This is a genomic window from Paenibacillus taichungensis (assembly GCF_003287275.1).
Classification (GTDB): Bacteria; Bacillota; Bacilli; order Paenibacillales; family Paenibacillaceae; genus Paenibacillus; species Paenibacillus taichungensis_A.
This window is the reverse complement of sequence record NZ_QEVW01000001.1, coordinates 217,165-238,240: the sequence shown is the minus strand read 5'-3', so window position 1 is coordinate 238,240 and position 21,076 is coordinate 217,165. Positions and strand designations below refer to the sequence as shown.

Here is a 21,076-nt window from a genome sequence, read left to right as displayed (position 1 = left end):
ATTTTAATTTACGCCCAATGCTGCGTATAAGCGATTGCGTTCTTCGATCGCCCATGCGTTCGTTGAATTTTGCTCCAACTGATACATGAGCTCATCATGGAAATCATGAATCATGAACCCTTCAGGCAAATTCCCCAGCATGGCTGTAAAATTGTATTCAGGCAGTTTTCTTTGTCCTTTACCGATCTGCTTCAACCATTCCATCCATTCGGCAAGCGTCAGCACTTCTGCCTGCCATAGTTCGGCCTGTAATCCAAGTGCATCCTGAAGCTGCTCATAAGCAGATGAATCGGTGAAGGGGCGACAAGCTTGCACAGCCAGTTCATACAACTCGATCACTGCGCGCCGCACTTCATGCTCAAGCTCAATCTCCAACCCTTCCATGAAATCCTGGACTTGAATTGTCAGCCCGTCATCGTATAGTAATGGTGCGTGTGCCAACAGACGCACAATCTCTTCCATGTCATGCGCTGAAACTTTCTTTTGCTCATAAAGAGCAGGTAACATATATGCTGTAATGATCATTCACTCCTACATCGTTCTTCTATTATTGACGTATATTATATCATGATTTGGCGTTGAAATATTTGAACACTTGAATCGTCTCTTCCAGATCTTCAGGACCTGAATAGATATTCATAACTTTACCAATTTCGATTCCAAAATCCACATAAGCACTCGCCTTAGCTGTAATGATATATCCATCAACAACAACACCTTCATTTACATATTCCCCTTGAGCTGTGACTGCTCTCATCTCGGATTCAGCATTAGTCGTAAATGATCTGCTCTCCAATATTTGTGCCTGACCGAACAACAATGTTCCTGCACAGATGGCTGCAATGGGCGTCTTGCGCTCATTAAGTGCTTTGATGAAGTACATCAAGTCTGGCCGTTGCAGCATTCCCGTAACATCTCCTCCGGGAATTATGAAAAGGTCCACTTCGGACGGATCAATCTCATTTAATAGAACAGAGGGATTAACTGAAAATTCCTCATATGACTGTAACGGTCCTTTTTCCAACGCCACCGTTATGATGTCTCCTTGCGTTTTCATAAAATAGCTGGCTAACATAATCTCAAATGATACGTATCCTTCAAATAATAATATGTATGTTTTCAAATCAGCTGTCCCCTTCTTTTTATCCTTCTACCCTCGATACATATCAGTCCGCAAAAGTTTTATAGCAACTGATGATTATTTCTGATCAGATGATCATGGGCCATTCTCATAAATTAGTTGTGGGTATCATTTGAATCCCGCAGCTGGATAAAATGCTTTTTAATCCTGCACTTCTATTTCACATCATCAAATGATCTTAATTAGTAACTAATGCATCCCCTCATGTTTATCCCCCCATTTATGTTTCAATTTTCCAACTACCTCATTGTACAAGATTCTTTCGTTTGATGGCGTGTTCCAACAAAAATAACAGCCCCATATAGGCCGCTTTGGCGTACGGAAGCTATAATAACATTCAGAAACTAATTAAATTACCATTCAGGAGAACCCATAAACTGCATGAAATAGCTATGGCTCTCAGTGTGATCACTGAAATTTTCAAAACGTACGATAAGAAATAACAAAAAGGCAACGTTCACTCGATTAGGAGTTGATCGTTGCCTTTTTTTGGATCTGATATCTTGAGGATTGTAATCCATTTCTAAATTCGCACATTATCCATTAGATAAATGCTTTAACCGATGCAAAATACTCCCGTATCATATTGATCGGTTTCAGATAACCCGGTGAAGGAGCGGAGATGCCGTATTCGGCAGCGTAACCGTTCTTGGCGGCCAGATACTTGGATCTGAACATATGGTAGTCACTTGTGACTATCATGATCTTGGGATGCTCCAGCCCGGATGCATCAATGATTTTTTTGGAAAATGCCATATTCTCCTGGGTGCTCGTCGATCGATCTTCCATAATGACTTGTGTGGGGCTGATCCCCTGATCAACAAGGTAGTTTTTCATAGCGAGTGCTTCAGGAATCGATTCCCCCGGCCCCTGACCGCCGGATACAATCACAGGCGTCTGAGGATGACTGCGGATATAGTTCAGACTGGCATCCAGCCTTTGTTTCAAGGTCAATGACAATTCTGTTCCTTTGATGCCCGAGCCGAGAATAATGACATAGTCCGCTTCTTCCGGATCATTCGCGTTAAGTTGAGTAAATACAAGGGCTTCGATAATAACAAATGAAACAGCAGCAATACCAAACCCGGTAAGCAGAATGCGTTTCAGCAGGATATGTTTTTGATAATCAATTCGCCTCAACACGATAAAGGCTACAGTGATCATGGCAAAAAACTTCACTGCGAAGTTCCAGCCCCAGAAAACAAGGAAGAACACAAAACATGCAATGAATATAAGATCAAGGATCAAACCTTTTTCTCGTATAAACTTTTTCATAGATCCAGTAACACTCCTTCTTGGGCCCTCACTTCTGTCATATGCCCTTGATTCAGGATCTTACGATCGTAAGCTTGGGCCACTGTTGCTGCCAGCATTTCTTCTCTACGCGATGATTATAGTAGTCTGCATCCGAGAAAAACGGACTTTGGCGTACGATTAACCCATACAGATCCTCCAGCCCATGAGGGGCACAAATACGCACCTGACCCTGTTCATCTAAACGCACACCTATGGCCGTGACGATTTCTGGCCAATATCGAAGAGCATCTTCTGTAGATTGATATGGCTCGTATCCATTGCGTAGATGCATCCTCGCCTGATTTTTCACCGACCACTTGGAATTGCCTGTCTGCTCGCGAAGCTGTTGTTCCAGCAGCAGATCCCGTTCATCACGCATATCTTCCCTATCGTAGAAAACAACATCAATATCGCTGTGCAGTTCGCGTAGAGGATAACCATGAAGCACATCCCAGATATAATTGCGAATATACCCCGCACCTATGTAACATTGAGGCAGACCAAGACTACGAACCCGCCGCAGATCGTGCATTAATTGTTCATGCTCGGTAATCGCCTGAATCAACTTTTCCTCATGCAGCATATAACGTCTCTCCCCGTCACTCTGTCCATTTCATTATAGAGCTATCATTGCTCGCTTTTACATTACCGACACGCTGCTCCTTCCAATATATCATGTTTGAGTACCTGCGATAAAATAAACAAATCCCCTCAGGCAGTCATCCTAGGCTCATCTGAACAGATGTTCCTTAAGATCATTTACCCTGAGGGGATCAATTAAAGAAGATTAAATAAGCGATTAGGCCAGTGCCTTTTCCGAATACGTGATCTGCATTTTCTGCATTTTACGTTACGTTGGGTTAACCATAAGCGTCAGTTGTCCATGATTCTCCTGCATGCGGAAAATAACAGGTCGTTCATTCGGATGATTGTTCGGAGCATGAATGGTGAGACACAATTGTCCTTCAAACGTTCGAAACAGCATCCCATGTCCTCCATTATTGGCGAACAACGGCTTGTGATCTTGCTTCCATGGACCTTGCGGTTTGCCGGACACCGAGCGGGCTAGTCCCAGTGTATAACCGTCTTGACCGGATGTGGACCACATCATGACGAGTTCATCATTTTGCATCCGATACAGAAACGGACCATCCGTGACATAACGGTTTCGCTGTTCTCCACCTCCGACAGACCATGAGGCTTCGGAAGCTTTGAATAACAGATCAGGCTTGCCTATCGTTCCTTTCAGATCCGGTTTCAGACGTACGGCGTACATCTCACCATCCTCCACCTGCACCCATTCCTTGCAAAAGATCATCCATGGATCACCCTGATCATCCACATACAATGTACCGTCCAGGCATTCCCAATCGGGAGGCGTCAAGGAGCGACACCACAATTCAAAAGGTCCTTCCGGCTGATCAGCAACCAATACACCTGTTACTCTCGGAATGCCTTCCGCCTTGAAGCTGGCAAACATATAGAAGCGTCCTTCCCATTCATAGACTTCCGGGGCCCAATAGTGGTGATCGGACCAGAAGTCCGTAGGTGCACGGAAGCATGGGGAAGGACCGCTCCAATGGATCAGGTCTTCGCTCTCATAGACATCAAAACCGATAGCTGGGCCGTTCCACACATTTTGCCCGATAGAGCCATATAAATAATATTTCTTGCGCGATGGTATAGCCAGTATGTAAGGATCACGAAAATGAATATCTTCCAAACGGTGCACGTTCAATGGTTTATCCTCCTCATGAAAGCGGTTCAATAACCATAAGTATACACCATATACCCAAATACTGGAATTCCACTAACCCCACATGCCAATCAGCAATATGCCGCCAAAAATAACGATGGAACAGAGAATACGCTTTTTCCCCTGCTGTTCTTTCAGTAACAAAATACCGAGGAAGGCTGCGAATACCGTTCCCACTTCCCGAAGCGGACCCAGTCTCGCCATTGGCGCCTGCTGCAATGCAAACAGAAACAACAAGTACGAACCCGGATTCAGCAGCGCTCCCAGCATAATCGTTGATCGGTTCTTCTTCCATTCCTGACGCAGTTGGCGGGAAGCGAGCAGCGCCGGAGTTAATCCTGCAACAAAACCAATGTTCGTCACTTCAAGTAACGACAGGGGTGAAATATGCTCTAGATTCAATTTGTCCACGAACACATAACTGGTTGTACATAACCCGACACATAAGGCCATCAGCACCGGCTTTGATCCTGTTACTCTTGATCCAGATTTGCCGTCTTTGCTTCCCACACCACTCAGCACCGTAAATCCTACAATCATGCAGGCAATACCAAACCAGCCGAACATGGACAACGTTTCCCCCAGAAAAGAAACACCGATCAATGGCACCAGCAAGGTGCTCGTTCCCCGCATAATCGGATAAATCTGCGACAAGTCGCCCAATTCATACGTCTGCGATAGCAGCCAGGAATACACGGCTTGCAGCGCCATTGATAACACGAGTAGTGCATAGGCTGGGATGGATAAAGGTTCCCGTATCAACTCCATGATAAGCACAGGCAGCAGTATGATGGTCGGAATCATCATGATGGACCATAAAAACACGCTTTTGTTTAAACTGCGTTTGGTGAACATACTCCAGACAGCATGAGACATCCCGGAAGCGAGCACCAGAACTATAGGTAAAATCATAATCAAAACGTTCCTCTCTAATTCCTTGCTCTTCTATGTTCCCTAATGTGCGGAAGTGTTCTCAGGTTGATGTGCTGGCTGTTCCTTCACGACCGATCCGTCTTCCAGACGAATCCAGGTATCAAAGCTACGTTGTCCCGCCTGCAATTGAATGACCCGTCCTCCACGCAGCATGCCTTCCCTTCCATATGTACTGTGACCGCTCGAACGCCCGTAGCAGAGACGAATTCCGTGGTATGTTCCCTGAAAATCATTCACATGATCATGTCCGCAAAAGGTCCCCATCACATCGCCCATCTCCAGCAGTGCAGAGAACAGACCCGAGTTCACTTGGGCAGAGCAGACAGGCTCGTACTTGCTGCCGTAACAGATCTGTGAGTCCCACATGGACTGATATTCAGGAATCGGGATATGGAAAAACGCCAAGGCTGGCAGCTTATCCCCGCGGCTGCGGCCGGGATTGACGCGTGTGGATTCAGACATCAGCCACTGGATCTGATTGGGCTGAATCCAGCCATAACCGGGAATCGACTCGAACTGGGAATAGTTCCCCGAATCGAGTAAATACAACACTGCTGCCGGAAGGCCATCCGCTCCGGCAATCTCCAATGTGTAATTGCCTAGTCCCGCAATCTCACGCGGACCAGGTTCCGTCACGGTATGCGCATGCTCCTGAATCACCTCCATTAATCCATCAGGGGTAATTCGATTCTCTGTATCATGGTTGCCATACACAAAAGCCCACGGAATACCACGCTCTTCCACTACCGACACGGCATCACGGAATGCCTGCTCCGGGTGTTCACATTCCTTATTGCCAGGATCAACCGGTCCCGTGTAAATGACGTCGCCTGTAAATACAACCAGATCGGGTTGTTCCGCTTCAATGACCGTTTTCATTAATTGCCCGGTCCGAAGATCTTCAGGACGCCCATCCTTCCAGTGTAGATCTGTAAACTGCACGATTTTGAATGTTCCATTTTTTTGAAAAGCAAGCTGACGTTTCACCCTTTTTCCTCCCTGATGATCCATGTACTATGGACTAAAGTTTAAAATGTTGTTTGTTGTGGTTTCTCGTTGTTTTATATGATCTTATCGTCACATCATATTACTGTCAATACATATTAATTACAGGAATATACTCCTCATATCATTTCAAAATTGACAAGGGTCTTCTCTCCAACTTAAACTATTAAAACAACAACAATCCACACTATCTCACAACTCTAAAATAAAAGAACTTAGAATTGAAACTTCAGGAGGCATAACCATGTCTTTAACGTATGAAGAACGCAGACACACCATTCTGATCCAGCTCGCTACCCAGGGCAAGGTTCAGGTACAGGTTCTGGCAGATCTGTTCCAGGTATCCACGGAGACGATTCGGCGGGATCTGGACCGACTTGAAAAGGAAGGCGAATTGCGCAAAGTATACGGAGGCGCTGTACGTGTACGCTCAGGCATGATCGAAGCCCCCTTTCAAAAGCGTGCGCAGCTTCAACTGAGTGAAAAGCAAGCCATTGGCGTGGCAGCCGCCTCTCTGATTGAGGATGGAGAGACCGTCATGTTGGACAACGGCACAACAACGCTGGAGATCATGCGGCAGCTGCGACATCGGTCTCAGGTGACCGTCATTACCAACTCCGTCCCCATTCTTACCTGTGCACTGGAGGAGTTTGCAGGCAAAATCATTTTCGCAGGAGGAGAAGTCACCCCGGTCGTACAAGCCTCTACTGGACCCATTGCTCATGAATTGCTCAGTCAATTCAAAGTCAACAAGGCGTTCATCTCAGCAGGCGGCGTGTCGTTAACGGATGGGATCACAGATTATGTGCTGGAAGAGGCGCTCATCTCCCGCAAAATGATGGAGCGCGCGGAGGAAGCCATTTTGGTAGCTGATCATACCAAGTTTGGCCGTTCCACCTTCGCCCAGATTGCACCTATAAATCAAATATCGATGGTGATCACAGATTCTGGATGTCCCACAGAATGGGTAGAGGCTCTTTACCAAATGGAAATCGAAATGGTTCACAGCATTTGACAATGTGAGCCATTTTCTATATTTTAGAAGTATAATGATCGTTCTATCTTATTTTGAAAGGAGCGTATTAATCCTTATGAGCAGCAAAAAGGAAATGCTGTTGAACGTGGCTGAGGAATTGTTCTATCTGCACGGCTTTCATTCCATCGGCTTGAAGCGAATCATCACAGATGCCGGGATCGCCATCATGACGTTATATAATCACTTCAACTCCAAGGATGATCTCATTGTTGAAGTACTTCGGCGGCGCGAACAGCGCTATATGGAGCAGCTGCGGCAGTACGCCGACAACAAAGCGCAGCCCGTATTCGTCAATCTGGCGGAAGGCCATGCACATTGGTTGATGGAGCATGAATCGAGAGGATGTTTGTTTTTACGTGCCAAGGAGGAGTTTGGCGGAGATCCAGACAACGTCATTGTACAAACTGTCAACGCACATAAGAAACATGTGATGACATTGATCAAAAACCTTGATCCTGCCGCAAGTGATCGTGCAGCGTTGCAATTTAACCTGCTGCTTGAGGGTTCTACCGCACTTGCTGAGACAGAAAATGTAAATAGCGTGTGTCGCGAACTCATTGACATGACGCAAAATAGTTTCAAGTAGTCCCACACCGGGTGAGTTAGTAGTTCAACTCACTTTTTTATTTCAAATAAAATATAATGATCGTTCTATCTAAAAGGCGGTGGATTTGATGAAAAAAATTATTTTCCCAGGGATCGCCCTTATCGCTGTATGTTATGCATTCGGGAGATTCAGCTATGGTCTGTTTATGCCCGAAATCTCGGAAGCACTCCAACTGGACGATGCTCAATCAGGAGCAATCAATTCCGCAACCTACATTGCTTATTGCCTGTCTCTACTTAGTGCCCCACTGTTAATTAATCGCATTGGGCACTATCATGTCATTCAAATAGCTGGTGTTAGCGCTGTCCTCGGTTTATTGGGCATTGGCTTATCTCCAAACGTGTTTGTTCTCACACTCGGCGTATTTCTTGCCGGATTAAGTACAGGCTTGGCCTCTCCTGCATTGGGTAACACCGTCTATGCTGAGCTTGCGCCTGATCAGCAAGCCAGAGGGAATAGCTGGATTAACACAGGTACCAGCTTTGGCATTATCGTATCCGGTCCGATCTACTGGCTGTTCACTGAATATTGGCGTTTGACCTACGTCTTCTTCGCTGTTATCGGCGTTGTGGTGGTGCTGTGGAATAGACGCGTTCTCTCCACGCGCAAAACAGAGCCTTGTACCAAGTCCCTCTGGGCATGCATGAAGCCGACGAGACCGGGTGCGGCTCTGCTCATGGCTTCCCTTCTGACAGGAATCAGTTCTGCGATCTATTGGACCTTTGCCCGAAACTTCCTTACGGACGAAAAAGGGGCCTCCGATTCGGAAGCCGTACTGTTCTGGATTGTGATGGGAGTTATGGGGATTCTCGGCGGGTGTGCTGGCCGTATTATTGAACGTATCGGAATTGGATGGTCCTATCGAACAGGCCTTCTGCTCTTGTCTGTTTCACTTGGCGTTATTCTTCTTCCATCGATGACAGCCAGCCTGGTCTCAGCCGTTACGTTTGGCAGTACCTATATCTTCCTGACCAGTGTATTTATTGTGTGGGCGACCAGACTATTTCGTCCAAATACGTCCATCGGGATCAGCCTTGCTTTTCTCGCACTAGGTGCGGGGCAGTTCATAGGTTCATCGATAGCGGGTTACACCATTGAGATGTTCTCCAACACTACAGCATTTCTGGCCTTTGCTGTACTCGGTCTGTTTGGATTACTTATTCGGGTGAAATAGCCCGAGCCTTATTCTACAAACAAGCAGACCACAGACTATACATCCGATGCGCATCTGAAACCAATATGCCCGGTAGATGTATCAGGCGTATTGGGGATTCTCGCCGCTACTCTATAACGATTGCAGTAGGAACGGTGGCATAGGTAGGAACCGCCTTTTAGCACCTTGCGATCTTCATGAGGAGATAATTCCGTGTCAGCAGCAGCAGCCTTCTCATGATCCGTAACGTAGTTGTCTGCGCACCATTCCCATACATTGCCCGACATATTATAAAGTCCGTATGCATTGGTAGGGAACGATTGGGATGGAGCGGTGCCTGCATAACCGTCGGCTGCATTATTTTTCGTTGGAAATACCCCCTGCCAGATGTTGCAATAGTGCTGTCCGTCTGGCCTTAACGTATCGCCCCAGGGATATTTTTTCTGTATCAGGCCACCCCGGGCTGCGTACTCCCATTCGGCTTCTGTGGGCAGACGTTTACCTGCCCAGCGGCAATAGGCATTGGCATCATTCCATGAGATATGAAGAACCGGATGATCAGAGCGATCATTCACATGAGAATCGGGTCCTTCGGGATGAGCCCAATCCGCACCTTCAACAACCCACCACCAGGGTGTCTGTTGTACCACGTTTCGAACTTGAGTCGCCGTTTGCGGAGAAACGAACAGATGGAAAACAAAAGACCAGCCAAACCGCTCCGCCTCAGTCCGATACCCCGTCTCACGAACAAAATGTGCAAATTCAGTATTGGTTACCGTACAGGCATCCAGATAAAAGGTGTTCACCTGAACTTCTCTGACGGGGCCTTCCCCATCTGCGGCAAAAGCTTCGGGGTCATTTGTACCCATCAGGAAACGTCCACCTTCAATACGAATGCTTTCTTTCTTCTCTGCTCTATTGGTTAGAGCTATCTTGAAATCAGCTGTATGACCGGTATGACTAGATGGCTTGTCCTCAACAGCTTCTACCGATGCAGCCGTTTCCTCTGGCAGACTCTTTTCCTCCAACTTACCGTCTCGGCTTGCAGCGCAGCAGCAAGAAGAAGATTTCTTTGGCAGCTGATCATGCAACTCAAGCATCCCCTTCCATTGGTAGGTTTAAGACTCGTTCTCCCTATTGTACACGGCAGGGCGAATATTCGGATACGGTGGTGTTGTCATTTCTGCTCCTACCTTTTTTGAACAGTTCATTCATCTGAATTTCTTCATCGATTTCGCATATCAATCAAGATGACGATATGGTCTGATAATGCCCTCGTTCCACACCTGTACTTCGATATAACGTTCCGGGGCGAGCTCACCCTGTCGATTCCATTCCTGAGGCCAACCATAGGATTGAATAACGTCCAAAATTTCATCTTTCGTGTAGACCTGCTTACGGTAAGGCTTATCATCCATATAACGCATCGTTGGAAACAAATCGCCGTAGGTAAAACTTACGGAATCAGCAGGGAGACTCTCCCATGAGATCATGACCCAATCCGGTTCGGTATACCATGATTCCAACCACGCGCATGCACCCAGGGTCATATAGTGAGGATAACGATTGGTCGGTTTTCCACCTTTGGAGATAAACTGCTCGTACGCTTTTCGCTCAATTTCTCTTCGAATCATCATGTAATCTGAAGATCGCTGACTGGCAAAATTCCGGCCTTGATGACGGATTCGTTGGGTAACTGTTTCCGCTTCTTTGTCAGACAGACTGGATAGATTGCGAAAAGGGCCCAGACTTTTTTCAAAATAATGATATGCGTTCAGGTCTGTCATATGGCACCTCCTCCATCTACATCTCTTCGTCTCCCGTTTTCGTTAGAAATAGTGTACATCATGCCAATATTTATGGAAATTACTGTAGCAAACATTCCACATGGATAAAGTTACACTTTGGCACTTCAATTGCAGCACCACCTTCCCCTCGCTGTTATCCCCTTCCTCTTTTACGGAGAAAATCCTGTGATAAAGCGACACTTCGTTTCCCCAGAAAGACTTAGTGCTCTCCGTCCATAAGTGATAAACTAATAACACAGAGCATTTATCTTCAACAGGCTTAAAGGGAGGTTGTGTGTATGTTAGGTATTAAAGTACAGCAAGTAGAGAATCAACTCATCATTCGTTGGCAGCTTTCCAAAATAGAAATTCCAATCTCAGATATTAAAACAGTTACCCTTGATGATACATATGGTGGAAGTGAGCCTTCAGCCGTTCGAATCGGCGCAGCGTATGGCGCTTCCGAAACAATTCTAATCCATACAACCAATCAATCCTACATCCTGTTTACTTCCAGTGAGACGTTATTTCCAAAAATCAGTGCCATGCTATCCAATAATTCAGGTGAGCGGAATGCGTCAAACTAGCAACGTGCTAACGAATCTAGCGCACCTTAAACGTCCGATTTTCAAGGCATGCCAACTTTAACGAACTTCAGTGACGTTATTTCGGTGCAAACACAGCGTCAGAGCCTAAAAAGCGACCTCATTGATAAAATAACGTCTCTGGGATTCGTTACAGTTCAGAACAGTGTAAACACGAGCGAATAACATGTGTCAGGTGTTCGTTAGGCCAAATTAACGCGAAAAAAGGGTGTCCACCGTCATGTTCATGACTTATGGGACACCCCCTTTTTAACGTTAGTAGCAGTCCAAATGATAGCCCTATCTCCAACTCCATTTCGGTAATTGATCCAACGTAATTACATCTTCACTATTATATACTTCCTTCAAATACGCCACGGTATTGTGATTACCACCCTTTAGGAATTCACCCGTCCAGGTACAGAACCAGCTCCAGTACACGCCCTGCGCCTTCATTTGCTTTGGATCAGGAATGGAGCCATTCTCGGCTAAGGCAATGATTTTGCTGTCATTCACCAGTTCACGCAGATTTTCATAACGTTTAGCTAGTGGGCTGTGATCTCCTGCTTCTGGATACACATCCACACTCACAATATCCACCACATCGTCACCCGGATACCACTCCGGCTTTTCCGAGTTCCACACCCATATCAGATTACCCAGCTCATACTTGTTGACCAATTGATCGTACAGCAGGCGATATAACTGTTTGGCAGGTTCAGGTCCCTTGGCTCCCCACCAGAACCAACCTCCTTCCGCTTCATGAAGCGGCCGGAATAACACAGGCACCCCAGCATCCTTGAGTTCTTGCAGATGTACTGCAATGGCATCGATATCCCGGATCAATAAGGTATACTCTTGCGATTCAGGATGTGCCAATGCTGAAGCGAGATCGTAGGTAGTAGCATCCGTATAGAAACCGCGCCACCATTCCTTGCCTGGTTCATCTATTAGATGAATAGGTGCATTCCAATGCCAACACAATGTCACAATTCCGCCCTGCCGGTGCCATGCAATCGCATCCCTAATCTCTTGAGAGATCGCGCCGCGTTCTGTCCTTGATGGAGAATAATCCATAAGATCGAATCCGATCACCGCCGGCTTGCGGCCTGTATTCTCATTAATCCAGTTCAGATTGCCGTAATCCTGCTGACCTGACAGTACTCCTTTTCCATAACGCTCCGCCAAGTACTTCATCAGTTCTCTAGCCTCGGAAGTCGCATCTTTATTCACTAAATTACTGCTTATCTTTTGCTCCATCATTGATAATCCCCCATTCCAAGGCAGGGTACATAGCGACCCCAATATCAAAAGCACCCGAATTACGCATCCTATACGACTACTCCAAGCCCGGTTAACCAACTACACCTGAACGTTCAATACTCTCCACGAAATAGCGCTGTACAAACAAATACAAAATAATGAGCGGTGCAATCGCCAGCAGAATGCCTGTATCCACGATCATGGCAACATAATTGGGGTCTGCCTTCATGCCCGAGTTCGAGCCAAAACCCATCAACTGGGGAATTAGCTGGTTCGCCTGGGCAGGCAATGAAGCCACCTTCAGCGAGATGAGCGGGCTTTCACTCATGAATAGCGCGGAATAGAACGTATCGTTGTACTGCCAGACAAAGGAGAACAGAATGACCGTGATCAGCGGTGAAATGGCGTTAGGCAGCATGATTCGGGCAAATGTCCGAAACCCGCCTGCTCCATCAATCAGCGCAGCTTCTTCAATTTCCTTGGGCATGCCCTTGAAGAACTGGCGGAAAATATAAATGAACAGCCCTGCCTTCAGTCCACCAGCCGTAGCCGCAGTAATCATGGACGGCCAGTATGTATTCAGCAGGTTAATCCCCTCTCGTCCCGTGAACAGCCGAATCATGCCGAGGAAGTCAAAGTTGCGGAAATGCAGATACATCGGCACCATCAGGGTGCTGGTCGGCACCAGAATGGTGAGGATGACCAACACAAACAGCACATTGCTGCCGGGAAAAGAAAAACGGGCGAAGCCGTACCCGGCTAATGCACAGGATATCGCTGTGAGCAGCGTTGTAATCGTGACGAACAGCAGCGTATTCGCCAGCAAAGGCAAATAATCCATCACCTGCGCCGCAAGCTTGATATTATCCAGCGTAAAATGCTGAGGAATCATATAGATGGTCGGATTATAAATATCCTGTTTATCCTTGAATGCAACCGAGATTTTAAGAAACAACGGATACAAAATAATAAATGAAATACCAATAACCAGTGCATATCTGAATATGGAATACAGGAGGTCCGATGTCTTGTTTCGTACCTTCTGCATACGGTAGTTCTCTTTCGGAACCACCACCATGCGATCCGTTCCCGACACAGCCATAGTCTCATGCCTCCTTCAACGTTCGTTAGTTTTCAGTTGTAATGAACTCGTCGTGACAGTACCCATCCAACAACAACTAATACCAGGCCGATGACCAGCGTGTACAGCCAGGACATGGCTGAGCTCAGACCAAAGTTCTGTGTTTTGAACGCCGTCTGATAAATGGCCTCCGTCACCGGGCTGCCCGCAAAAGAATCAATAATCGTATAGATGACATTCGTCAGGATCAATGGACTCACCATCGGAAACGTAATTTTCCAAAATGATTCATATGCCGTTGCACCTTCAATTTTGGCCACTTCATACATCGAGCCGGGTACCGATTGCAGCGCAGCGAGGAAGATCAGAATCTGTACGCCGGAGCTGCTGACAATATCGTAAATGCGCATAATGGCTTCCACGATGTAATCGACATATGCCATGGGCAATCCCACATCATTTAACATTCGCACAATGGAAATGACGTTGAACGAGGCTCCCCCTTCGGTAGACGATTCAACCGCACTGGCGTCCCCCATCAGATTGATCAACCCTGCGGACTCGGCTGCTGCCACCGCACTGGAGGCCAGTATGACTGGAAGGAAGAAGATCGCACGCGCCATCGTTCTGCCTTTGAATTTCTGGTTAAGCAGTGTCGCCGTAAATAAACTGAAGAATAAAATCATCGGCACATTCAGCAGCATCGCTCCGACCGAATCCACCAAGATCCGGTTAAATGTGGCATCGACCAGGATGGCATCCTTGAAATTTTTGAGCCCGACAAAATCCAGTACATATCCTCCCGGGGCAACCGACAGATTGCTCAAACTGAATCGGATCGATTGCAGCAGCGGCGTGGCGAACAGGAAGATGAAACCAATCAGCCATGGCGAAATAAATGCAAGTCCAAGCAGCGCTCTCCGTGATTTCAGCGATAAACGAAGGGTTCTCATCGGTTCACTCCTTCCACGGCATAGTTCGCCCCGCCAACGGTAATTCCATCAATCGTTACAGGATCATCCGTGTAATTCACCAAAATCGTTGCACCGCCACTATATGTGACACGCACAACTCCATCCTGAATTCGTTCATGCCCGGTTATTGGATGGTTCCTCAATTGACCTAATACTTCATTCGCTTCCTTGTATAATGCGGCTGCCTCATCTACCCAATATGCAAAGTCAGTGGCATAAGCCGAATCATAATTGGTCAGCTTCAGCTTGGATGATGGTTCATACGTCCATTGAAACTGCGGAGCGGAGCCCAGCTCCAGACTGCGGAGCAGCTGTTTGCGCAGATCCTGATTCCCTGACGTATTCATTGCGGAAGCAGCGTAGTCCATATATCCATGAATGACCATTTCATAAAAAGGAACTTCCTCATCGGTAATGTTGAACCGGCTGGAGCCTGAGGGAGCATTAACAATATGCTGCGTATATCCCCACGCATAAGCATTAGCGGATGATAGCATCATGTTTGGATATTCCTGCTGCAGTTTGCCCAGCTGCTCCTTCACGATGTTCTTCGCGGTTTCTCGGTGGATAACACGACTATCCCGATAATCCGAGCTCAATACCTGCCCGAGATCACGCAGCGATAATGCGCTGAGTTCCAGTCTGTTGATTTTCCCTGCAAACTCGCTCACCACATACGGCAGCTTGGCGGCTGACAACAGATAATAACTGTCTTTGCTCAGATCCATCCGGTTGAGGGCAGGACTGTATGGATACAGTTCAGCGGTTTCCTTGGTGACAAAACGCGCCGCATCAGAGGATGGCGCAAAGTTCCAATCGTCGTGGTATATGCGCTGAAACGCCACATCAGGGAACAATGCTCCACCGGAATGCTTCAGTTGTTCAGACAGATCATGCAACTCGGAACGACTGCCCACTTCACTGTCCAGTTTAACCTGTGTGGGTGTATGGTGACTGAAACCTCCGCCAAACCATCCCTGATACCGCATTTGCACACGGTTCACACCCTCCTGCTGCAGCTTCGCAGCCATTTCAGCCGCTTGTTCATATGTCGTCATAGCCAATGTGGTCCGATAAGGTACACCCAGGAATGAAGCTTTTTTGTCCACTGCACCTAACACATCCACGTAAAAAGGTAAGACCGACTCGTCTTCCAGCGGTTTCAGTACGTTCTGCCCAACCAATTGCTGCTGATACAAGCGGGCCATACCGGAATAGCTGGCATCCTTGCCGTTGAGAAAATGGTATCGCACCTGAATATCCCCGCGGAATGGTTCCTCGCTTAGTAGCTGAATCTCCTGCATCTTTTGCGAGGTATACATCTCCAGCTCATCCTCACCCCGCAGGGAGAACGTACCGTAGACGTGGTTGTAGCTATTTTGCCTTCCTCCAATATCCGCAGAGATACTGGCCATGCCATCCCCTTTTTCAATCACGGCAAACCAGGCATGTTCACCGTTCTTCAGACCAAAGACAGGCATATGGACAGATTCACTGACCTGCGGGCGACTGAGTGAATTGTCATTCGGATCTGCACCGTACACACGCTGTACGTACTGCTCCTCTTTGACCTTTCCGTTATTCAAATGGATCAGACTGCCTGAACCGTCAGGTACAAACATATAACCTTCACCTTTCGTATCCGCGGCACCAAAATAAGCGAGCAGATCGATATTACGAATACGGTATTGACCGCTCTCTTTCACCTGACTTAGCGGTACAGTTACAACCAGCGATCCTTGATCCAACCGATATTCCACTGGAATGACAAAGCTTGGTTTATCTGATGTACCTCCGCCTTCGACTCCATTCTCCTCATTGTCAAAAGCAAGATCGTCAGCGGTGTAACCCGCCGTCTCAAAGGCATCCAGCATCTTGTTCAGCACAAGCTGCTTTGATATCTGTCCATCCAACCGTTCCAGCACATCAGGATTGTTTTGGGTTGGATAATATCGAGCCGATGTATATCTTGCTACTGTGGCATCTAATTTCGAAAGGACCTTCTCCTCCAGACGCTGTTTGCTGATCATTTTGGGCAGAGCATCAATGCCGAGCGAGGTATCCCCAAGCGTGTATGTAACGCGAATGCCCTGATCCACATTGGCAGCTGTGAACTGTTTGTTGCTGATACTGGAACTAAAGTTCGGAAAGTTCTCCAGTGTACCGATCGCATCCCGAAATGACACGTTGAGTTGGGAAGACAGAACCTCCTTTTCATAACCGGAAGCCAGGCTATCCTGATTACGTTCGTTCGGATTGCTGTACCAGATCTGTCCACTCGCTCCATCACGAACGGCAATTTCCGTCGTTTCCTCGTTGTAATACAGCGCCAGTCCTTGGTCTTCGGCGACCAGTCGCATACCCGTCACACCCTCTGAAGAATCGGTGAGAAATTGCAATAACTCCGTCTCGGTTGGTACAGCCTCTGTTGTTGCTTCAAGATAAGCCGTTGCCTCCACGGCTGGAACTCCCCTGTTATTGATATACAGCAGTCCGGCTGTAAGCAGGATCACAGCAGCACCACTGGCCAGCACCGTATATATTCGTTGCCTTTTGTTCACGGATGCCGCCTCCTTTAGGTCCGAAAAATCAACTCACGGTAGATGTTGTAACCGAATTCATATAACTGCTGCAACATGCTGAACACCAATGCTCCGAGGAACACGATTATGCCCATGACAATTACCGTCAGCAGCATCGTCAGGATCGTTTTGATCACGGTGTACTGGTGTACCGTCATCGTGCCAATGAAGAGCAGCAGCAGGAACCAGAAGAACGCGATGCTATTAAACAAATAATAAAAAGCCGTCTCTTCCTGTACCATAAACCGGCTGATGATAATCATCGGGACATAGATCAAAATAATTGGAATAAGCGAGTATCCTGTTGCCAGAAAAATCTCCCTGAACTTTCCTTCACCTTCCATCAGGGTGGTTACCGCCCAATTGGCTATGCACCAAAGAAAGAATGGCACTGCAACCGTTGCTATCTCCCCTATGCTGTTGATTGTGCGAGGGTCGATGTAATTGACGAGAAACCCCGCGTATTGTTTTTGCAAAATCATCATGATAATGGTAAGCGCCAGTGCTCCAAAAGCAACGGTCAACCTTCCCCGCTGATCCGACTTGATATCCCAGAATGCATCAATGGGGTGAAAAATGAGATGCAGCGGAAACTTAATGTAATCCTGCTTCACGGTCAATCTGCCTCCTCCGTCTCCATTTAACCGCCACTCGGACCAGGATCAGAATGAAAATCAGTGCGATGGCAAGCGTCAGAAAGGTGCCGAAATGTTCCTTCATCATCTCTCGCCGATATCTTTTGAACGCGACAGAATAACTTTTGCGATCCATGCCCAGTTCGAAGTAACCCAGAGCTTCCTCGTTTTTCTTCTCCATCAGTAAGGACTTGCCGATACCGATATAGGCGATATCATAATTGGCGTTAAGCTTCAGCACTTCTTTCCAGATATGAACAGCCTCTGTATCCTCACCCTGATAATGAAGGGCAACCGCCTCATTCACGCTGGCTCCAAACCGTGTTGGCTCATAGATAACCAGATTGCTTTTCCCCCGATCCAGCACTAATTGATGTTCCCCGGACTGTTCCATGGCGACTGGTGTTTTGAGCGTTCCCACCTGATTTCCTTTGCCTCCATATACGTAGAGCAGATGACCTTCATCATCGTAAGTAAACACCCGGTTCTGCGTCGCATCCAGCACACTGTACATACCGTTGCCAAGTACCTTCACATCAATCAGCTTGGACGGACCCGGGTTATTACGGAATCGGATATCTCCTTTGACTTCAAAATAACCAAATCTCTTCAGCACATCCTCACCGGATGGATTGAGACGTTTAATCGGTTCGCTGGAACCCGGGTCGATATTGGTCGCATATACGAACCCTTTGGCGTCGATATCGACATTGGAAAACTCGGTCGGTACAAACAAAACCATTTGCGCCCGCTGGGCTTTGGTTGAGAGCATACGCCAGATATATTCGCCGTAGTCGCGTTCCACCTTGTTCGTACCAACGTATCCAATGAACTGACCGTGCTCGTCAAACTGCATAATTCCTTCGTAGACACCCTGAGCCACCACATACACCCGGCCTACCCGATCCACAGTCAATTTCAGCGGTTGGAACTGAAAATTGGTCGCGAGGATATCAGACTCTGGCTTCGTAATGGTATGGACAAGCTGACCTTCCGCATCCAGCACAACGACTCGGCTGTTCCCCGTATCAGCGATATATACTCGCTCCTCTTCATCCACGAATAATCCACCTGGCGTATTAAAACTCTCCTTGCTGCCGTCATTCTCAAATCCTTCAATCACCCGCAGCAGCTTATAATCCGCGTCCAGCACAACAATTCGGCTGTTGCCGCTATCCAAAATATAAATCTGTCCGGAGGGAGAGACGTTTACATCACCGGGGTCTTTGAATTCGCCAATGCCCAGGTCGCTGCCCGAGATGGTTCGCATGGGCAGATAGGCATCCGGTGAAGGAACAGCCTCTTTCCAGTAGTTGTAGTTATAGCTCTCATACGGCGCCGGGGAGGCCGCCGCAGGCACGGCATTCACCAGCAGCAGCGATACTGCCGCCAGGAGAACAAGCCATCTTTTCACTGTGCGTGCCATATCGTTCCCCCTTATTCCTTCATGCCCGAGCTAGCCATCGTCTCAATGATGCGGCTCTGGGAGAAAATGAACAGCGTAATGGGCACACTCATCAAAATAAGTGCTACCGCAGCACCTGCCCCGGCCCGGGATATCCCGCCCTGAATGATCTGCCCCGCCGCATAGTGCAAGGTCTTGAGCTGTTCACTGTAAATGTATCCATTGCCATCACTGCCCCACAGCATCTGGAACAGCAGAATGATCAATGTGAGCCAGGCTGGCTTTACATTGGGCATGACAATGGACCAGAAAATCCGGTATTCACTGGCACCGTCAATTTTGGCTGCTTCCAGCAATGCATCCGGGATCTGCTCCATGAACTGTTTCATCAGATACAGACCCAATGAATAGGCAAAAGCCGGAATAATGACGGCCCAATACGTATCAATCCAGCCCAGCCATGACATGATCATATAGTTGGGAATGGCTGTCACGGCAGGCGTGAACATCAGGGAAAGCACAACAACCTGGAACATAAACACTTTGCCCGGAAATTTGTGCTTGGCGAGTGGGTACGCCGCTGCCGAAGCGAGCAGCACATGGCCCACGATGCCAATGCCTGTAATAAATACCGTGTTGAATATATATCTCGAGAACGGAACCCATGAGTCACTCAGCAGATTTAACAGATCCGTGAAATTGCTGAACGTTGGATTTTTGACAAATAGTGTTGGTGGAAAAGTAAAAATCTCATCCAGCGGTTTGAACGCATTGTTGATCGCATAGATCAGCGGCAGCACCATGAAAGCACCAAATACGAGCAGAAGGGCAAACAGGGAGATGCTGCCCGATAAAGAGCGGTTTACCCGCTTTTTGCCTGTTGCAATTGCAGCCATAGCTATTCCCCCACCCTTCGAAGCAGTTTCTGCACCAGCAGGTTGGTGCCCACCATAATCATGAACAGCACGGTTGCAATCGCCGAGGCGTATCCCATCTCAAACCGCGTTGTACCAAAGTCGATCAAATGGGTCACCACCGTCTCCGCCGCATAGTTCACACTTGGGAACCCCGCCAGTGCAATGGATACATCAGCCACCGCAAATGAGGTCGTAAGTTGAATGACCGCACCGAACATCAATTGCGGACGCATTGAAGGCAGCGTAATAAACCAGAGCTCCTGCCAGCGATTCTTGATTCCGTCCACCGCACCTGCCTCATATAACGTCCGGTCTACGGTCTGCAAACCGGCGATAAACGCCAGAAAGCCGGTGCCAAGACTCAGCCACAATTGCACCAGAATAAGGATGGGCATAATGTAGGCTTCTGTCTTCAACCACTGGATTGGCTCCAACAGAAATCCCCATTTGATCAGCAGTCCATTGGCTATACCGTAGCGATCCCCCGAGAATATCATCAGCCAGATAAAGTAGACATTCCCCGAAATGGATGGCGCATAGAAGATCAGCGTCATGAATGCTCTCCATTTGGGTGTTAATTCATTAATGATCCACGCAAATACGAAACAGGCAATATAGCTGATAGGTCCGGTAATAATGGCAAACAGCAACGTATTTTTGATGGCAATCAGAAATACGTCATCCTCCAGAAACAGTCGGGTATAGTTCTGCCAGCCAATAAAACGCGGAAACTCCAGCATGTTGAAATAGGTGAAGCTGAGTATGATGGAGATGACCACAGGAATCACAGTGAACATGATGAATAGGATCATATAAGGAGCTAGCAGTACATAGGAATGTTTGCTGGCCTTCATTTCCTTGAGCTTCCAGGACCACCATGATTTCATGCCCATGCCTGGTGTTTTCTCAGGAGGACTGTTT

20 protein-coding genes and 1 pseudogene are annotated in these 21,076 nt (G+C 47.4%); 4 read left to right on the top strand and 17 right to left on the bottom strand.

Annotated elements, in window-relative coordinates; all coding sequences use genetic code 11:
• Positions 1 to 3: 3 nt before the first annotated feature.
• From DC345_RS01315 to DC345_RS01285, 7 genes are all read right to left on the bottom strand, one after another.
• On the bottom strand, positions 4 to 525 hold the full coding sequence (locus DC345_RS01315; RefSeq protein ID WP_113051574.1) for a hypothetical protein: 522 nt from the start codon (positions 523 to 525) through the stop codon (positions 4 to 6).
• A 40-nt stretch (positions 526 to 565) separates the two neighbouring features.
• Complete coding sequence (locus DC345_RS01310; RefSeq protein WP_113051573.1) at positions 566 to 1,123, bottom strand: DJ-1/PfpI family protein; 558 nt, start codon at positions 1,121 to 1,123, stop codon at positions 566 to 568.
• Positions 1,124 to 1,684: 561 nt separating this feature from the next.
• Positions 1,685 to 2,416, bottom strand: coding sequence for a YdcF family protein (locus tag DC345_RS01305; RefSeq protein WP_113051572.1), 732 nt, complete (start codon positions 2,414 to 2,416; stop codon positions 1,685 to 1,687).
• A 52-nt stretch (positions 2,417 to 2,468) separates the two neighbouring features.
• Positions 2,469 to 3,020 (bottom strand): nucleotidyltransferase family protein, encoded by a 552-nt coding sequence (locus tag DC345_RS01300; protein WP_309304304.1) that lies wholly within the window; start codon positions 3,018 to 3,020, stop codon positions 2,469 to 2,471.
• A 267-nt stretch (positions 3,021 to 3,287) separates the two neighbouring features.
• Positions 3,288 to 4,169, bottom strand: coding sequence for a glycoside hydrolase family 43 protein (locus tag DC345_RS01295; RefSeq protein ID WP_113051731.1), 882 nt, complete (start codon positions 4,167 to 4,169; stop codon positions 3,288 to 3,290).
• A 78-nt stretch (positions 4,170 to 4,247) separates the two neighbouring features.
• Positions 4,248 to 5,105 (bottom strand): DMT family transporter, encoded by an 858-nt coding sequence (locus tag DC345_RS01290; protein WP_258530426.1) that lies wholly within the window; start codon positions 5,103 to 5,105, stop codon positions 4,248 to 4,250.
• 42 nt (positions 5,106 to 5,147) lie between these two features.
• The gene (locus DC345_RS01285; protein WP_258530425.1) at positions 5,148 to 6,113 is read right to left on the bottom strand and encodes a metallophosphoesterase family protein; all 966 of its coding nucleotides are present in this window, start codon (positions 6,111 to 6,113) and stop codon (positions 5,148 to 5,150) included.
• A gap of 262 nt (positions 6,114 to 6,375) precedes the next feature.
• Between DC345_RS01285 and DC345_RS01280 the strand changes: the two genes are divergently transcribed.
• From DC345_RS01280 to DC345_RS01270, 3 genes are all read left to right on the top strand, one after another.
• The gene (locus DC345_RS01280) at positions 6,376 to 7,146 is read left to right on the top strand and encodes a DeoR/GlpR family DNA-binding transcription regulator (RefSeq protein WP_113051570.1); all 771 of its coding nucleotides are present in this window, start codon (positions 6,376 to 6,378) and stop codon (positions 7,144 to 7,146) included.
• 76 nt (positions 7,147 to 7,222) lie between these two features.
• On the top strand, positions 7,223 to 7,753 hold the full coding sequence (locus DC345_RS01275; protein ID WP_113051569.1) for a TetR/AcrR family transcriptional regulator: 531 nt from the start codon (positions 7,223 to 7,225) through the stop codon (positions 7,751 to 7,753).
• A gap of 88 nt (positions 7,754 to 7,841) precedes the next feature.
• Positions 7,842 to 8,948 (top strand): MFS transporter, encoded by a 1,107-nt coding sequence (locus DC345_RS01270; RefSeq protein WP_113051568.1) that lies wholly within the window; start codon positions 7,842 to 7,844, stop codon positions 8,946 to 8,948.
• Between the two features lie 35 nt (positions 8,949 to 8,983).
• Here DC345_RS01270 and DC345_RS01265 read toward each other — a convergent pair.
• Both DC345_RS01265 and DC345_RS01260 read right to left on the bottom strand, forming a co-directional pair.
• Positions 8,984 to 9,817: pseudogene (locus tag DC345_RS01265) on the bottom strand (formylglycine-generating enzyme family protein); the annotation flags it as partial.
• Between the two features lie 351 nt (positions 9,818 to 10,168).
• On the bottom strand, positions 10,169 to 10,714 hold the full coding sequence (locus DC345_RS01260; protein WP_113051566.1) for a hypothetical protein: 546 nt from the start codon (positions 10,712 to 10,714) through the stop codon (positions 10,169 to 10,171).
• A gap of 299 nt (positions 10,715 to 11,013) precedes the next feature.
• Here DC345_RS01260 and DC345_RS01255 point away from each other — a divergent pair, with 299 nt between their 5' ends.
• The gene (locus DC345_RS01255) at positions 11,014 to 11,301 is read left to right on the top strand and encodes a SunI/YnzG family protein (RefSeq protein WP_113051565.1); all 288 of its coding nucleotides are present in this window, start codon (positions 11,014 to 11,016) and stop codon (positions 11,299 to 11,301) included.
• A 297-nt stretch (positions 11,302 to 11,598) separates the two neighbouring features.
• Here DC345_RS01255 and DC345_RS01250 read toward each other — a convergent pair whose 3' ends face one another.
• The 8 genes from DC345_RS01250 to DC345_RS01215 all read right to left on the bottom strand — a co-directional run bounded on the left by DC345_RS01250 (position 11,599) and on the right by DC345_RS01215 (position 21,048).
• Complete coding sequence (locus DC345_RS01250) at positions 11,599 to 12,558, bottom strand: glycosyl hydrolase (protein WP_258530424.1); 960 nt, start codon at positions 12,556 to 12,558, stop codon at positions 11,599 to 11,601.
• A gap of 94 nt (positions 12,559 to 12,652) precedes the next feature.
• Complete coding sequence (locus tag DC345_RS01245; protein ID WP_397333613.1) at positions 12,653 to 13,609, bottom strand: carbohydrate ABC transporter permease; 957 nt, start codon at positions 13,607 to 13,609, stop codon at positions 12,653 to 12,655.
• Positions 13,610 to 13,695: 86 nt separating this feature from the next.
• Entirely contained in the window at positions 13,696 to 14,595 is a 900-nt protein-coding gene (locus DC345_RS01240; RefSeq protein WP_113051562.1) for a carbohydrate ABC transporter permease, read from the bottom strand.
• Positions 14,592 to 17,177, bottom strand: a complete 2,586-nt coding sequence (locus DC345_RS01235; protein ID WP_113051561.1) for a DUF5696 domain-containing protein — start codon at positions 17,175 to 17,177, stop codon at positions 14,592 to 14,594. The genes DC345_RS01240 and DC345_RS01235 overlap by 4 nt, the downstream gene beginning before the upstream one ends.
• Before the next feature lie 14 nt (positions 17,178 to 17,191).
• Complete coding sequence (locus tag DC345_RS01230; RefSeq protein WP_113051560.1) at positions 17,192 to 17,812, bottom strand: YIP1 family protein; 621 nt, start codon at positions 17,810 to 17,812, stop codon at positions 17,192 to 17,194.
• Positions 17,793 to 19,259 carry an NHL repeat-containing protein gene (locus DC345_RS01225; RefSeq protein WP_113051559.1) on the bottom strand — a complete coding sequence of 489 codons (1,467 nt, stop codon included), beginning with the start codon at positions 19,257 to 19,259 and terminating at the stop codon, positions 17,793 to 17,795. The genes DC345_RS01230 and DC345_RS01225 overlap by 20 nt, the downstream gene beginning before the upstream one ends.
• 11 nt (positions 19,260 to 19,270) lie before the next feature.
• The gene (locus tag DC345_RS01220) at positions 19,271 to 20,134 is read right to left on the bottom strand and encodes a carbohydrate ABC transporter permease (protein ID WP_064639582.1); all 864 of its coding nucleotides are present in this window, start codon (positions 20,132 to 20,134) and stop codon (positions 19,271 to 19,273) included.
• 2 nt (positions 20,135 to 20,136) lie between these two features.
• Complete coding sequence (locus tag DC345_RS01215) at positions 20,137 to 21,048, bottom strand: carbohydrate ABC transporter permease (protein ID WP_113051729.1); 912 nt, start codon at positions 21,046 to 21,048, stop codon at positions 20,137 to 20,139.
• Between the last annotated feature and the right edge of the window lie 28 nt (positions 21,049 to 21,076).

Coding starts and splice junctions, on each gene's coding strand:
- DC345_RS01315 (WP_113051574.1), bottom strand. CDS start 525: ATGATCATTACAGCATATATGTTACCTGCTCTTTATGAGCAAAAGAAA.
- DC345_RS01305 (WP_113051572.1), bottom strand. CDS start 2,416: ATGAAAAAGTTTATACGAGAAAAAGGTTTGATCCTTGATCTTATATTC.
- DC345_RS01300 (WP_309304304.1), bottom strand. CDS start 3,020: ATGCTGCATGAGGAAAAGTTGATTCAGGCGATTACCGAGCATGAACAA.
- DC345_RS01290 (WP_258530426.1), bottom strand. CDS start 5,105: ATGATTTTACCTATAGTTCTGGTGCTCGCTTCCGGGATGTCTCATGCT.
- DC345_RS01280 (WP_113051570.1), top strand. CDS start 6,376: ATGTCTTTAACGTATGAAGAACGCAGACACACCATTCTGATCCAGCTC.
- DC345_RS01275 (WP_113051569.1), top strand. CDS start 7,223: ATGAGCAGCAAAAAGGAAATGCTGTTGAACGTGGCTGAGGAATTGTTC.
- DC345_RS01270 (WP_113051568.1), top strand. CDS start 7,842: ATGAAAAAAATTATTTTCCCAGGGATCGCCCTTATCGCTGTATGTTAT.
- DC345_RS01260 (WP_113051566.1), bottom strand. CDS start 10,714: ATGACAGACCTGAACGCATATCATTATTTTGAAAAAAGTCTGGGCCCT.
- DC345_RS01255 (WP_113051565.1), top strand. CDS start 11,014: ATGTTAGGTATTAAAGTACAGCAAGTAGAGAATCAACTCATCATTCGT.
- DC345_RS01250 (WP_258530424.1), bottom strand. CDS start 12,558: ATGGAGCAAAAGATAAGCAGTAATTTAGTGAATAAAGATGCGACTTCC.
- DC345_RS01245 (WP_397333613.1), bottom strand. CDS start 13,609: ATGCAGAAGGTACGAAACAAGACATCGGACCTCCTGTATTCCATATTC.
- DC345_RS01240 (WP_113051562.1), bottom strand. CDS start 14,595: ATGAGAACCCTTCGTTTATCGCTGAAATCACGGAGAGCGCTGCTTGGA.
- DC345_RS01225 (WP_113051559.1), bottom strand. CDS start 19,259: ATGGCACGCACAGTGAAAAGATGGCTTGTTCTCCTGGCGGCAGTATCG.
- DC345_RS01220 (WP_064639582.1), bottom strand. CDS start 20,134: ATGGCTGCAATTGCAACAGGCAAAAAGCGGGTAAACCGCTCTTTATCG.
- DC345_RS01215 (WP_113051729.1), bottom strand. CDS start 21,048: ATGGGCATGAAATCATGGTGGTCCTGGAAGCTCAAGGAAATGAAGGCC.